This window comes from Gordonia jacobaea (assembly GCF_965344965.1).
Lineage (GTDB): Bacteria > Actinomycetota > Actinomycetes > Mycobacteriales > Mycobacteriaceae > Gordonia > Gordonia jacobaea.
Map to the genome: position 1 here is coordinate 395,284 of NZ_CBDRLS010000004.1, position 14,499 is coordinate 409,782.

At 65.0% G+C, this 14,499-nt stretch carries 11 protein-coding genes; 5 read left to right on the forward strand and 6 right to left on the reverse strand.

Features of this window, described 5'->3' with window-relative positions:
* The first annotated feature begins 52 nt into the window (after positions 1–52).
* Both nrdE and nrdF read left to right on the forward strand, forming a co-directional pair.
* Positions 53–2,263: a class 1b ribonucleoside-diphosphate reductase subunit alpha gene (nrdE, locus tag ACRVY7_RS16000; RefSeq protein ID WP_431817755.1), complete on the forward strand. Its 2,211-nt coding sequence runs from the start codon at positions 53–55 to the stop codon at positions 2,261–2,263.
* 56 nt (positions 2,264–2,319) lie between these two features.
* Positions 2,320–3,321, forward strand: coding sequence for a class 1b ribonucleoside-diphosphate reductase subunit beta (gene nrdF, locus ACRVY7_RS16005; protein ID WP_005206006.1), 1,002 nt, complete (start codon positions 2,320–2,322; stop codon positions 3,319–3,321).
* Positions 3,322–3,429: 108 nt separating this feature from the next.
* Here nrdF and ACRVY7_RS16010 read toward each other — a convergent pair whose 3' ends face one another.
* The gene (locus tag ACRVY7_RS16010; protein WP_431817756.1) at positions 3,430–4,008 is read right to left on the reverse strand and encodes a TetR/AcrR family transcriptional regulator; all 579 of its coding nucleotides are present in this window, start codon (positions 4,006–4,008) and stop codon (positions 3,430–3,432) included.
* A gap of 75 nt (positions 4,009–4,083) precedes the next feature.
* On the opposite strand from ACRVY7_RS16010, the gene ACRVY7_RS16015 reads away from it, so the two are divergent.
* Positions 4,084–4,491: a VOC family protein gene (locus ACRVY7_RS16015; protein WP_431817757.1), complete on the forward strand. Its 408-nt coding sequence runs from the start codon at positions 4,084–4,086 to the stop codon at positions 4,489–4,491.
* A 25-nt stretch (positions 4,492–4,516) separates the two neighbouring features.
* On the opposite strand, the gene ACRVY7_RS16020 is transcribed toward ACRVY7_RS16015, so the two are convergent.
* On the reverse strand, positions 4,517–5,380 hold the full coding sequence (locus ACRVY7_RS16020; protein ID WP_431817758.1) for an SWIM zinc finger family protein: 864 nt from the start codon (positions 5,378–5,380) through the stop codon (positions 4,517–4,519).
* Between the two features lie 40 nt (positions 5,381–5,420).
* Positions 5,421–8,369: a DEAD/DEAH box helicase gene (locus tag ACRVY7_RS16025; RefSeq protein WP_431817759.1), complete on the reverse strand. Its 2,949-nt coding sequence runs from the start codon at positions 8,367–8,369 to the stop codon at positions 5,421–5,423.
* 191 nt (positions 8,370–8,560) lie between these two features.
* On the opposite strand from ACRVY7_RS16025, the gene ACRVY7_RS16030 reads away from it, so the two are divergent.
* Positions 8,561–10,036 (forward strand): DUF2252 domain-containing protein, encoded by a 1,476-nt coding sequence (locus ACRVY7_RS16030; protein WP_431817760.1) that lies wholly within the window; start codon positions 8,561–8,563, stop codon positions 10,034–10,036.
* A 7-nt stretch (positions 10,037–10,043) separates the two neighbouring features.
* Here ACRVY7_RS16030 and ACRVY7_RS16035 read toward each other — a convergent pair whose 3' ends face one another.
* From ACRVY7_RS16035 to ACRVY7_RS16045, 3 genes are all read right to left on the reverse strand, one after another.
* Positions 10,044–10,532, reverse strand: coding sequence for a beta-class carbonic anhydrase (locus tag ACRVY7_RS16035; protein WP_049698623.1), 489 nt, complete (start codon positions 10,530–10,532; stop codon positions 10,044–10,046).
* 86 nt (positions 10,533–10,618) lie between these two features.
* Positions 10,619–11,404 carry an isocitrate lyase/PEP mutase family protein gene (locus ACRVY7_RS16040; RefSeq protein ID WP_431817761.1) on the reverse strand — a complete coding sequence of 262 codons (786 nt, stop codon included), beginning with the start codon at positions 11,402–11,404 and terminating at the stop codon, positions 10,619–10,621.
* Positions 11,382–12,413 (reverse strand): ABC transporter substrate-binding protein, encoded by a 1,032-nt coding sequence (locus tag ACRVY7_RS16045; RefSeq protein WP_431817762.1) that lies wholly within the window; start codon positions 12,411–12,413, stop codon positions 11,382–11,384. The genes ACRVY7_RS16040 and ACRVY7_RS16045 overlap by 23 nt, the downstream gene beginning before the upstream one ends.
* Positions 12,414–12,709: 296 nt before the next feature.
* On the opposite strand from ACRVY7_RS16045, the gene ctaD reads away from it, so the two are divergent.
* Positions 12,710–14,488: an aa3-type cytochrome oxidase subunit I gene (gene ctaD / locus ACRVY7_RS16050; protein ID WP_049698441.1), complete on the forward strand. Its 1,779-nt coding sequence runs from the start codon at positions 12,710–12,712 to the stop codon at positions 14,486–14,488.
* The last annotated feature ends 11 nt before the right edge of the window (positions 14,489–14,499 follow it).

The window sequence follows — 14,499 nt, forward strand, 5'->3', positions numbered from 1 at the left end:
CGGCAACCCTTCCACCACCTCCACACGCACCCCATCTCCGAGGAGTCTCTTCGTGTCGCCTACCGCATCCGTCTCGGAATCCACAGTCCCAGACACCACTACGTCGGCGAGTGTGTCGGGCGTACACGCCGGCCCGGCCGATCACGACCCGGGCGAGCTCGACTACCACGCGCTCAACGCGATGTTGAACCTGTACGACATCGACGGGAAGATCCAATTCGAGAAAGACCGCGAGGCTGCGCATCAGTACTTCCTGCAGCACGTCAACCAGAACACGGTGTTCTTCCACGATCTCGACGAGAAGCTCGACTACCTCCTCGAGGAGAACTACTACGAGCCAGAGGTGCTCGCCAAGTACGACCGCGAGTTCGTGAAGCTGCTCTTCGGTCACGCCTACGGCAAGAAGTTCCGTTTCCCCACGTTCCTCGGAGCGTTCAAGTACTACACCAGCTACACGCTCAAGACCTTCGACGGAAAGCGCTACCTCGAGCGCTTCGAGGATCGCGTGTGCATGGTCGCGCTGACGCTCGCCGACGGCGACACGTCGCTGGCGCGTGCGCTGGTCGACGAGATCATCGAGGGCCGATTCCAGCCTGCGACACCGACGTTCCTCAACTCGGGCAAGAAGCAGCGCGGCGAGCCGGTGAGTTGCTTCCTGCTTCGCATCGAAGACAACATGGAATCCATTGGGCGAGCGATCAATTCGGCGCTGCAACTGTCCAAGCGTGGCGGTGGCGTCGCGCTGCTGCTCAGCAACATCCGTGAGCACGGCGCGCCGATCAAGAAGATCGAGAACCAGAGCTCGGGTGTCATCCCGATCATGAAGCTGCTCGAGGATTCGTTCTCGTACGCCAATCAGCTCGGCGCACGGCAGGGTGCGGGCGCGGTGTACCTGCACGCCCACCACCCCGACATCTACCGCTTCCTCGACACCAAGCGCGAGAACGCCGACGAGAAGATCCGCATCAAGACGCTGAGCCTCGGTGTGGTCATCCCCGACATCACCTTCCAGCTCGCCAAGAACAACGACGACATGTACCTGTTCAGCCCGTACGACGTCGAGCGCGTCTACGGCGTGCCGTTCGCCGACATCAACGTGACGGACAAGTACCACGAGATGGTCGAGGACCGTCGGATTCGCAAGACCAAGATCAAGGCGCGTGAGTTCTTCCAGACCCTCGCCGAGCTGCAGTTCGAGTCGGGTTACCCCTACATCATGTTCGAGGACACGGTGAACCGGGCGAACCCGATCGACGGAAAGATCACCCACTCCAACCTGTGCTCGGAGATCCTGCAGGTCTCGACTCCGTCGACCTACAACGATGATCTCTCGTATTCCCATGTGGGCAAAGACATCTCGTGCAACCTCGGCTCACTCAACATCGCCAAGACCATGGATTCTCCCGATATCGGGCAGACGATCGACACGGCCATCCGCGGCTTGACCGCGGTGAGCGACCAGACGGCGATCACCTCGGTGCCCTCGATCGAGAAGGGCAACAACGATTCGCATGCCATCGGCCTCGGCCAGATGAACCTGCACGGTTACCTTGCCCGCGAACGCATCTTCTACGGTAGCGACGAGGGCATCGACTTCACGAACATGTACTTCTACACGGTGCTGTTCCACGCACTGCGGGCGTCGAATGCGATTGCGCGCGAACGTGGTAGGTCGTTCGCAGGCTTCGAGAAGTCCACGTATGCCAGCGGCGAGTTCTTCGACAAGTACACCGATCGGGCGTGGGTGCCCGCGACCGACCGGGTGCGGGAGCTGTTCGCCGAGGCCGAGATCGACATCCCGACGCAAGACGACTGGCGTGAGCTGAAGGCCGCGGTGGCACGCGACGGCATCTACAACCAGAACCTGCAGGCGGTGCCCCCGACCGGCTCGATCAGCTACATCAACCACTCGACGAGTTCGATCCACCCGGTCGCGGCGAAGATCGAGATCCGTAAGGAAGGCAAGATCGGCCGCGTCTACTACCCGGCGCCGTACATGACGAACGACAACCTGGACTACTACCAGGATGCGTACGAGATCGGCTACGAGAAGATCATCGACACCTACGCCGCCGCCACCCAGCACGTCGACCAGGGGTTGAGTCTGACGCTGTTCTTCAAGGACACCGCCTCCACCCGCGACGTCAACAAGGCGCAGATCTACGCCTGGCGCAAGGGGATCAAGACGCTCTACTACATCCGTCTGCGTCAGATCGCGTTGGAGGGTACCGAAGTAGAGGGCTGCGTCAGCTGCATGCTGTAACCACCACACCCCGCACACCTCCACAACCCTCAACACCGCCGCAGGAGGCGACCATCATGACCGCAGGCACGCACAGTCCCGCAGACGGCGCACCCATCAAGCTGGTGAGCCGGGTATCGGCCATCAACTGGAATCGGGTGCCCGACGAGAAGGACGCGGAGGTGTGGGATCGCCTGACCGGTAACTTCTGGTTGCCCGAGAAGGTTCCTGTCTCCAACGACATCCCGTCGTGGAACACGTTGACGGAGTACGAGAAACAACTCACGATGCGCGTGTTCACGGGCCTCACGCTGCTCGACACCATCCAGGGCACCGTGGGTGCTGTGTCGCTGATCCCAGACGCGACCACGCCGCACGAGGAGGCGGTGCTGACCAACATCGCGTTCATGGAGTCGGTGCACGCGAAGAGCTACAGCTCCATCTTCTCCACGCTGTGCTCCACCAAGGAGATCGACGAGGCGTTCCGGTGGTCGGAGGAGAACGAGCAACTCCAGCGCAAGGCGCAGATCGTCATGGACTACTACCGTGGCGACGATCCACTCAAGCGGAAGGTCGCCTCGACGCTGCTCGAGTCGTTCCTCTTCTACTCCGGTTTCTACCTCCCGATGTACTGGTCGAGTCGGGCCAAGCTCACCAACACCGCCGATCTCATTCGCCTGATCATCCGCGACGAGGCCGTGCACGGTTACTACATCGGGTACAAGTACCAGCGCGGGTTGGAGACGCAGACCCCCGAGCGTCGACAGGAGCTCAAGGACTACACCTTCGAGTTGTTGTTCGACCTGTACGACAACGAATCCGATTACACCGAGGCGCTTTACGACGAGGTCGGGCTCACCGAGGACGTCAAGAAGTTCCTGCGCTACAACGCGAACAAGGCGTTGATGAATCTCGGCTACGAGGCGATGTTCCCGCGCGACGACATCGACGTGAATCCCGCGATCTTGTCGGCGCTGTCGCCCAACGCTGACGAGAACCACGACTTCTTCTCCGGTTCGGGTAGCTCGTATGTCATCGGCAAGGCGGTCAACACCGAGGACGAGGACTGGGACTTCTGACACCCTGATCTGGCTGACGGTCCACAAAGACCGGAAAGAGGCCCGGATCTGCAGTTTCTGCAGATCCGGGCCTCTTTTCGTGGCGTGCGCTGCGGGGTTGCAATGGCCTCAGGGCAGGTAGGCGGCGAGCAGTCTGTCCAGCGCAACATGGGACTGCTCGCGTGCCAGGTCGGTGTCGGTGTGCTGCGCCGTCCACAGAGCCGCTTCGTTCATCGCACCTGAGAGTTGTGCGGTGGACGCATCGAGAAGGTCGTCTGCGACTCCGACGTCACGGAGCGCCTCGCGCAGGTGTGTTGCCGAGTTCGCTGCGTCGAGCCGACGCCATTCCTGCCAGCCGATCACCGCCGGGGCATCGATGAGCAGGATGCGTACGGCGGAACCGTCCGTGATCGCGTCGAGGAACGCGTGTGATCCTGCCCGGAGCTGCTCGCTCGGCTGCGTGCCCGCATCCTGCGCCGCCGCGACGACAGCCCGTGCGACGTCGGACTGGAGCGCAGCGGCGACCGCGCCGAACAACCCGGCCTTGTTTCGATAGTGGTGGTAGACCGCTCCTCGCGTAACCCGGGCTTCGCGGGCGACGTCGTCGAGGGACACCTCGCTGAAGCCTCGGGTGGCGAACAGTTCAGTCGCCGAGTCGAGGATGCGTTGGGCCGTCTGAGCAGCGGCGGCCGCGGAGGCACGGGGCATGACGCTCTTCCTTTACGTACAGAGAGTATGTAAGCTGATCTCGTTACATTCACATTGTATGTATAGGAGTGCTCCATGGCCGTCACCAGCCTGTATCCAGTTCTCATGTCGCGCGATGTCGAGGCTGCGGCGTCGTTCTACCGCGACCTCATCGGCTTCGAGACGACCTTCGAATCCGATTGGTATGTCAGCCTGCGCCTGGGCGACTACGAACTGGCGATCCTTGCTCACGATCACCCGACGGTTCCGAGCGGATACGGTGAGCTTCCGCGAGGAGTGATCGTGAACGTCGAAGTCAGCGACGTCGACGGCGTCCACAATCGGCTGGCCGGCTCGGCGGGGGTGAATGTGGTGTTGCCTCTTCGCGACGAGGACTTCGGTCAGCGACATTTCATCATTGCCGCACCCGACGGCGTGCTGCTCGACATCATCGAGCCCGTTGCCCCCAGCGAGGAGTACGCGGACGCCTACGTCCAGGCATGAATGCCCGCGGCCGGCCGAACAGCGGCTATTCCTGTACGAGCCTGTCGTAGAGATCGCCGAGTTCGTCGACGGCTTCGGCGATGTCGCCGGGAGCCACCCCTGACGCCCGTAAGGCCGCGCGTAACGCCGTGCCGTCGAGGTCGGTGAGCGGGTTGCTGCGTGTCGGCCGAGGTAGCGGCGGCAGCGGCGCATGCGTCCCGAAGAAGTCGACGGCGCTGAGGGTCTCGTGCTCGGTGCTCGGATCGCCGTCGCTCCCATCGCCGTCGCTTTCATCTCCGAGGCCTGACGTGCCCTGGGCGGCAGACTCGTCGGAATCCGTGTCGCTGTTGTTGCCGAGGGCGTCGAGCAGGGACGGTAGGTCGGTGCCCATGACCGTGAACAGGGCGAGCGGGGAGCGGTCGATCTCCGCGGCAACCTCGTAGGCGACGGCCAGCACGTGAATGCACCGGACCGCCTCGTCGGGACAGCTGCACTGCGAGGCGACGTCGGCTGACTCCGTCGGCCCGAGCAACTCTCCGACGATCGGCGGTTGTTCGCCACGCGCCACCGACATCACCTCTGCGACGCCCGCACGGCTGCGGAGCAGTGTGGCGACGGTGTCGACGTCGACCGTACGCATCGAGAGGATCACGTCGAACGGGTCGAGTTGGCTGCCCTCGACCGACGCCGTCACCTGGCCGGGGCGGATGGAAAGGCGATGCACGTGGCGGTCGCGAAAGTATCGTCGCGCCTTGCTGATTCGTCGGCTGTCCGCTGACTCGGTAACCGAGCCGGAGCGCTGCGCCACGGTGGCGTCGGCGATGTCGGTGCGGCCCTCGACAACGTCGACGAAGGCGCGCGACCAGCGGGTCACCGCGTAGCCGCGGACCGGCACCGTCCCGCGCCTCATCGCGTCTGCCTCAACCGGTCGTGTGTGGAGACGTGCTTTCTCATTCGCTGACCGCCTCGTCGCGGAGGCGGAAGAGGTCGAACAGTTCGTCGTCGCCGAGGTCGCCGATCCAGTTCTCGCCCGCCGACACGGTCAGTCGCGAAAGCTCGCGTTTCTTGGCGACCATGTCATCGATGCGTTCCTCCAGGGTGCCGACGCAGACGAATCGTCGGACGTGGACTCGTTGGTGCTGGCCGATGCGGTAGGCGCGATCGGTCGCCTGATCTTCGACGGCGGGGTTCCACCAGCGGTCGACATGCACGACGTGGGTGGCGGCGGTGAGGTTCAATCCGGTGCCGCCCGCCTTCAGCGTGGCGACGAGGATCGGGGGAGAGTCGGCCGCCGATTCCTGTGTGGAACCCCATGTGTCGCCCTGGAACTGCGCGACCATCCGGTCGCGATCAGCGCGGCCAATACCCCCGTGTAACAACGGAATCGGAGTGTCGAGCTGCTCGGACAACCAGGTCGCCAGCATCTCTCCGAACGCCGCGAACTGGGTGAAGACGAGCGCTTTGTCGCCATCGTCGACGAGCGTGGTCGCGATGTCGCCGAGCAGTTCGAGCTTCCCCGAGCGGTGGCGGTCTCGCCGCATCATGGGTGAACCGTCGCCGAGATAGTGTGCCGGATGATTGCACACCTGCTTGAGGCGCGTCAGCGCGGCGAGGACGGTCCGCCTGCGCATGGCACGCTGCTGCTTGTCGCGTAGCGCGACCATGAGGTCGTCGATGATCGCGCGGTAGAGCGCAGCCTGTTCGACGGTGAGGTTCGCGCGCACGGTGATCTCGGTCTTCTCCGGGAGATCGCTGATGATCGAGGGGTCGGTCTTCTCCCTGCGCAGGATGAACGGTCTGGTAACGCGGTTGAGTCGTCGGAGTGCATCGGGATCCCGGTCGCGTTCGATGGGTTCGGCGAACCGCGCCCGGAACATCGACGCCGAGCCGAGTAGGCCGGGATTCACGAGGTCGATCACGGCGCGCAGGTCCTCGAGACGGTTCTCGACGGGCGTGCCGGTCAGTGCGAGCCGATGACGGGCGGGGATGGCGCGCAACGCTTTTGCGGCGGCTGTTCTGACGTTCTTCACATGCTGCGCCTCGTCGACCACGACGCGTCGCCACTGCTGCGCGGCCAACAGCTCACGATCCCTGGTGGCGATCGCGAAGGTGGTGATCACCACGTCGACGTCGGCGATCGTCGACGCGAATGTGGCGCTGCGGGCACGATCGGCGCCGTGGTGGACATGCACCCGCAGGCTCGGTGCGAAGTGGTTCACTTCGCGAGACCAGTTGCCCACCAACGACATCGGGCACACGACGAGCGTCGGGGTGTGGTCGGTCGGCGCGCCGTCGCGTTCGGCACACAGCAGGGCGATGACCTGGATGGTCTTGCCGAGTCCCATGTCGTCGGCGAGTACGCCTCCGATGCCCAGATCGCTCAGGTGGGCCAACCACTCGAGTCCGCGCTGCTGATAGGGGCGGAGAACCGCTCGTAGTTCCGGTGGTGCCGGGACCGGGTCGGCTCGCAGCGTCGAGCCGGCGGCGACGTCGTCGAGCCAGCCGAGGCCGCGGACGGAACCCACTGGGATGGGGAGGGTGTCGGCGGTGCCCGTCACGAGTCCGAACAGCTCTCCCATGTCGGCGGGCTCGCCGGACGCGCGCAACGCCCGTTGGGTACGGATGAAGGTGGCGGCACGCGTCAACGCCGCACCTTCCGCGCGCATCCATACGCCGCGCACTCGAACGAGATCGCCCTTCTGCCTGGACAATTCGTCGAGATCGGTATCGGTGAGCGTGATCGCGTCCGGACCGTCGCCCAGAGCGAGGCGCCATTCGAACTCGCGCATCTCGCGTAGCCCGACCATCCGTGCGGGTGCGCCGCCGCCCGATACTGGTGCCGCGCGTAGTCCGAGAGACGGCCGCACATCGGCGATCGTGCGCGGCAGGAGTACGGGAAAACCCGCATCGGCGAGCAGCGCGGTGCCGGACGCCAGCAGGTGTTCGACGCTGTCTGTCGGCAGCAGGAAGTCGAGGGTGTTGCGGTCGGGGTCGGCCTTGGCGAGTTCGCCGAACGCGCGGACAGCAGACGCGAGTTCGGTGGTCACCTGGTCGAGCTCGTGTGCGTCGAGGCGGTGTGGCGCAACGGGTTCGGTGTGGCCGTCGGGTGCGCGGCGGCACACCTGGAGTCGCCAGCGCGGATCGGGAGGGGGTTCGTCGTCCCATGCGCCGAAGGTGTCGTCGGGATCGGGCAGGTCCGCGGGTTCGAACAGCCGGAACACCAGCAGCGACTCGTCCTGGGGTGCGCTGCCCGCCCACTGGTTCCACGCTGTGTGCGCGGCGGGTCTGCGGGCGGCGTCGGGTGCCGCGGCGTCGTCGACCAGCGCTGCGAGCACGGGTGTCGACGGCCGTGCGGGGCCCAGCCGTGCTGCCGAGTCGGCGAGACGTGCGCGGCATGCGTGGTCGACCAATTCGCCCGCGAAGTCGGCGAGCGCCTCCGCTCCGCCGTTATGGGTGAGGGCATCCGGTGCCCCGGCGGTGATCACCGTCATCCAACTGCGCCATGCCGCAGTGGGAATGGGCGTCCAGCGGACGACGGTCTCGCCGCCCAGGTCAGTGACAACCGGCGCGACCGAACCTGCGGCGACGAACCGGCGCACGCCGTCGAGCATCATCCGGTACCAGCGGACGTCGCCCGCCACGGGCGTCGAACGGGATGCGTCGAGCGCAGCGACCGCCGATGACGTTCCCAGTGTGATCGCGGCGACGAACTCACGGCGTCCGGTCGCCGCGACCATCCCGATGTCACGTCGAAAGCGCTTGCCCGCCAACAGTTGTGCGAGCTCTTCTGGCAGCTCCGCGTCGGTATCGAGCCAGATGGCCATGCCGATACCCGGCCGCCAGAGTGTGTGCCAGCCGGGCGCCTGTGGCGCGCTACGTCGTGTCGCCGTGATGGACATTCAAATTCAGCATGATGCGCACGCGTGGTCGAGACGCGACAGGGTGGTCGAGAAGGCGGGGTTTTCGGGCAGGTCGGAGTATCCATCGGGAATGGCGGACATGGTTCGAGATTAGCGGCCGACCACGACACGTCGTGGTCGAGAGTGGTGGAAGCTGCGCGAGGTGCCGCCTCACGCGCCACACTGGTCGCATGACCTCTCCGACGGACGCAGCCGACGCTTCCACCCAGGAGTCCGGATCGCCCGGGTCCGACTCGCCACACTTCCCGTCTCAACCCACCACCGACGCCGGACCGGCCACCCAGTCGGAGGCGCTGGCAGCCGGACCGACCGAGTACGCCTCCACGGAGGGCTCGGTGGGCAAGGCGGCGCGCAAGAGGGTGCCCAGGACGTCGCTGGGGGAGTGGGACCCGTCAACACGCGGCCACGACGCGTTGCACACCATCCTGTCGCAGAACGAGATTCGCGATCAACGACTGCTCCCCATCCGGCACGGCCGGATGGCGGCGTCGCCGTGGACCTATTACCGGGGAGCCGCGGCCGTCATGGCGGCCGACCTCGCATCGCGGCCGAACACCGGCATCCACGTGCAGATGTGCGGCGACGCCCATGTGCTGAATTTCGGGATGTGGAACACGCCCGAGCGGACACTCGCCTTTGATCTCCGTGACTTCGATGAGACGCTGCCGGGGCCGTTCGAATGGGACCTGCTGCGCTTTGTCGCGAGCCTCGTCGTCCTCGCTCGGGACAACGGCATCGACGAGAAGACGGCGGTCAAGGCGGTTCGCGCAGGATTCACCGGCTACCGCGACTCGATCAGCACCTATGCGACGTGGCCGATCCTCGACGTGTGGTCGGCAAAGGTCTCCGCGGACGACCTGGTGGGGTACCTGGCTCCGGATGAGGGCGCTCAGTTGGACAAGTACCTCACCAAACGCGCCGCGAAGCGGAGCAACAGGGGAGCGTCGAAGAAGTTCACCCACCTCGTCGACGGCAGACGGACCATCACCGAGGACCCGCCGTACCGTACGCACGAGCTGGAGCAGTTCGACGATGTACTCAACGACGTCCTGCTGGGCTACTACGGCTCCATCCGGGAGAACATCGCGGCGTTGCTGCGTCGCTTCGATCTCGTCGACGTCGTGCAGCAGGTGGTGGGCGTCGGCAGCGTCGGGATGCGTGTCTATCTCACCCTCAACGAGGAGCACCAGACCGGCGACCCGCTGTTCTTCCAGATCAAACAGGCCGCGCCGTCGGTGTACGAGAAGTTCCTCGGCCCCAGCGTGTACCCCAATCACGGACAGCGAGTGGTCAACGGGCAGCGACTGATCCAGAGTGCGTCGGACAGTTTTCTCGGATGGTCCACGATCCGCGACTGGGATTTCTACATCAGGCAGTTCCGTGACGGAAAGGTCATTCCCGACGGCAAATCGGTTGCGCCACGGCTCGCGACCTTCGCCACTGCGTGTGGCCATGTTCTCGCCCGTGCCCACGCACGCAGCGGTGACGCGAGGGCGATCAACGAGTACTTCGGCAAGTCGGACAAGACCCAGGAATCCGTGGTCGCTTTCGCACAGGCATACGCCGACCAAACCGAGCGAGACCACGCCCAACTGGTCGCCGCGATCGACGATGGGACGGTCGAGTCGGCGCCCGGCTGGCCGTGAGTGGCCGTCAGTCCACTTCTGCGAGCCGCCCGGTCGCGACGTCGAAGACGAATCCCCTCAGCGAACTGGTCTTGGTGATGAACGGGCTGTTCCGGATGCGCGTGAGCGACTGTCGGACGTCCTCCTCGACGTCGGGAAACGCCTCGGCCGCCCACTCGGGCTTCTGACCGATTTCGGTCTGGATCTCGCGTTTGAACTCATCGTCGGTGAACGTCAGCATGCCGCAGTCGGTGTGGTGGATGAGGATGATCTCCGTTGTCCCGAGCAGCCGCTGGCTGATGGCGAGCGAACGGATCTCGTCGTCGGTGACGACGCCTCCGGCGTTGCGGATGACGTGTGCCTCACCCTCGTTGATGCCGAGCGCGCGGTAGACGTCGAGGCGTGCGTCCATGCACGCGACGATGGCGACGTGCTTGCTCGGCGGCAGGGGCAGCGGGCCGGTGAACGTTGCGGCGTAGGCGTCGTTGTTGGCCAGGTACTCGTCGGTGACAGTCATGCGACGAGCCTTGCCGACGCCACGCACCGGCGGGAACAGTTGCGATCAGTCTGGGTCGATCTCGGGCGCGAATGCGAGAGACGCGCTCAGTGCCACGCGGTCAACAGCTCGGCGGCACGTTCGGCGAGGTTGGCCTGCCAGAACGGTCCGAAACTGATGCGGCCGACGCCGAGCTCGGCGTAGTAGGCGCGTCCGGAATCGGCCGCAGGGTTACCGATCGCGTTGACCGGAAGCGGCAGTTCGGCGGTGAGCGTGCGGTGGACGTCATCGGTGTGGCGGCCGACGGGATACAGGCAGCTCGCGCCCGCGTCAGCGCACAACCACAGGCGTGCCACTGCGCGTTCGACGCGGTCGGACTCGTCGCCGTCGGCGCGGATGAACAGGTCGGTGCGGGCGTTGATCACGACGGGAACTCCTGCGGCGTCGGAGGCGGCCCGCAACTCGCCGATGAGCGCGGCGTGCTCGGAGGCGCTGCGCAGACGCCTGCCCTCGGAATGCACGGTGTCCTCGATGTTGAGCCCGACGGCGCCCACCGAGAGCAATCCCTCGATGAGCCGGGACGCGCTTTCGCCGTACCCCGATTCGACGTCGACCGACACCGGAAGATCAGTGGAGGCGGTGATCTGCCGGACACGGGTGAGGAGGTCGTCGAACGTCATTCCCTCGTTGTCGGACTTGCCGATCGAGTCGGCGACGGGATGACTGCCGACGGTCAGGCCGGAGAACTCGGCGTTGGTGGCGATCTGTGCCGACCATGCATCCCAGACTGTCGGCAGCACGACGGGGTTACCGGGCTGGTGCAGTGCGAGCAGCGCCTGCGCCTTGGCGGTCAGAGCGTCGGGTGAGGAGTCAGTAGCTTCCGGAGTTGCCATTGAGTGAACCTTTCACGTCGTTCAGCACGAGCCACGCGGCGGCAAGGCCTGAACTGCGGTACCACACGTCGTCGTCGACGATGAGGACCCGCTTCCAGGTCGGCGCACCCATGTCCAGCCAGCGGTCGCTGAGCAAGACCTCTTTGCCATGTGCGAGACCCGCCGAACCCTCGAAGGAAACATAGATGAGGTCGGCGTCGGCATCCTTGAAGTTCTTGTCGGTGAGGACGGTGGTGCCTGCAGTGCGTTGCGACGCCGGCCGCTGCACCCCCACGGTAGAGAGGATCTGGCCTGCGAAGCTGTCGGTTCCCGCGATCACTTCCGAGTTGTTGCCGAACCGGACCAGCGACACCTGGGAGTGGGCGGCATCCATACGCTTGCCGGTCTTGCGGGCTTCCGTGTCGAATTCGTCGAGCAGCCGTGGTCCCTGCGAGGCCCTGCCGAGTGCGTCTGCGACCTCGGTGAACTGTGCGCGCCAGTCGCCGGGCTCGATGGTGGCCACCCTGGTGGACCCGAATGCCTTGGCGGACGCAGCCGTCTCGGGTGTCGTCAGTACGACGTCGGGTGCGGCTGTGCCGACGGTCGCGGCGTCGGGCGAGGTGCCGATCGTGGGTACCGGTGTCAGCTGTGGGCCGAGGTAGGCGGGAATGCTGTTGGGTGCGGCGGTCACCGCGACAACCTTGGAGCCGATGCCCAGTGCGCAGATCGCGTCGAGGAGCGAGGGATCGGTGACGACGATCCGGTTGACGTCGGCCTGCGGGTCGTCCGACGCCGTCGGAGCAAGGCACGTCTTGCTGTAATCGCGGTCGGGTGAGACCACGTTGACGTCGGCGATGCGCGTCGTCGAGGTGCTGATGGTCTTGCCGTCGGGCGTGGTCAAGGCCGTGTTGTCGTCGGAGCACCCCGACAACCCCACCGCGAGCGCACCCGCCACGACGAAGGCGCCGAGAGTGACGCTGACCTTGCGCGTACGACCTCGACCGACCGCACTCTGCTTACCGCCTGACACGCAGATCAACCTAGCACCGCTGCGTGGCCGTCTTTCGTGGCAGACCGTGCGGGTTCGCGCGACGTCGGTGCAGGGTGTGGAATTAGCCGTGCGACACGTCGTGTCGGCGCCCGAATATGGTCACTGACGTGCCCTTTTGGGGTGGTCTGGAGAATTTGTACGACAGATCGTAGGACCCACTCGGCCCAGCCGGGGTGAAGGGGCTACGATCGGTAACCAGCGCTCGGTGTGTGATTGCCAGCGGTAGTTTTTCGTTCGTTGCCGTCCCGAGCTCACGGTCGGTTAGAGGAGGATCTGTGACCGCGGTAGACCAGCCCACAACCCAGGTTGTGCCAGCGCGCCCGTACCCTGCGCGCTATCAGCCCAAGGGTTCTTTCATCTACAAGCTGATCACCACGACCGATCACAAGTTGATCGGCATGATGTACATCACCGCCTGCTTCGCGTTCTTCCTGATCGGCGGTTTGATGGCGCTGCTCATGCGCGCCGAGCTGGCCCGTCCCGGAATGCAGTTCCTGTCGACGGAGCAGTTCAACCAGCTCTTCACGATGCACGGCACCGTGATGCTTCTGATGTACGCGACGCCCATCGTGATCGGCTTCGCCAACTTCGTTCTCCCGCTGCAGATCGGATCGCCCGACGTGGCGTTCCCGCGTCTGAACGCCTTCGGCTTCTGGCTGTTCGTGTTCGGTTCGACGATCGCCATCGGCGGCTTCCTGACCCCGGGCGGCGCTGCCGACTTCGGCTGGACCGCCTACACGCCGCTGACCGACGCGGTGCACTCGCCCGGCGTCGGCGCCGACCTGTGGATCATGGGTCTCGGTGTGTCGGGTCTCGGCACCATCCTCGGCGCGGTCAACATGGTCACGACCGTCGTCTGTCTCCGCGCACCCGGCATGACGATGTTCCGCATGCCGATCTTCACCTGGAACATCCTGGTGACCAGTGTCCTGATCCTGCTGATCTTCCCGCTGCTGACCGCCGCACTGCTCGGCCTCGAGGTCGATCGACAGTTCGGCGCGCACCTCTACGACCCGGCCAACGGTGGTGTGATCCTCTGGCAGCACCTCTTCTGGTTCTTCGGACACCCCGAGGTGTACGTCATCGCGCTGCCGTTCTTCGGCATCGTGTCGGAGGTGTTCCCTGTCTTCAGCCGGAAGCCGATCTTCGGTTACTCCGGTCTGGTGTACGCAACGCTCGCGATCGCTGCACTGTCGGTGGCCGTGTGGGCGCACCACATGTACGTCACGGGCGCGGTTCTGCTGCCGTTCTTCTCCTTCATGACGTTCCTGATCGCAGTGCCGACCGGTGTGAAGTTCTTCAACTGGATAGGCACGATGTGGAAGGGAAACATCACGTTCGAGACGCCGATGCTCTTCTCTGTCGGCTTCATCGTGACGTTCCTCTTCGGTGGCCTCACCGGCGTTCTGCTGGCCAGCCCGCCGCTGGACTTCCACCTCTCCGACAGCTACTTCGTCGTCGCGCACTTCCACTACGTGTTGTTCGGCACGATCGTGTTCGCCACCTACGCGGGTATCTACTTCTGGTTCCCCAAGATGACCGGACGCATGCTCGACGAGCGACTGGGCAAGTGGCACTTCTGGCTGACCTTCATCGGTTTCCACACCACCTTCCTGGTCCAGCACTGGCTGGGTAACGAGGGCATGCCGCGCCGCTACGCCGACTACCTCCCGTCCGACGGATTCACCCGCCTGAACGAGATCTCGACCATCGGTGCGTTCATCCTCGGCCTGTCGACGCTGCCGTTCCTGTGGAACGTCTTCAAGAGCTACCGCTACGGCGAGGTCGTGACCGTCGACGATCCGTGGGGCTTCGGCAACTCGCTCGAGTGGGCGACCAGCTGCCCGCCGCCGCGTCACAACTTCACCGAGCTTCCCCGCATCCGTTCGGAGCGTCCCGCGTTCGAGCTGCACTACCCGCACATGGTCGACCGAATGCGTGAAGAAGCGCACGTCGGTGGTGGCCACGGGCATGAGAGCAGGGTGGCCGAGGACGTTCGCCGCGATCCGCTGACCACCGGCAGCCACGAGGCATCCGGCGACCGCGATCGCTGATCACGTCCCTC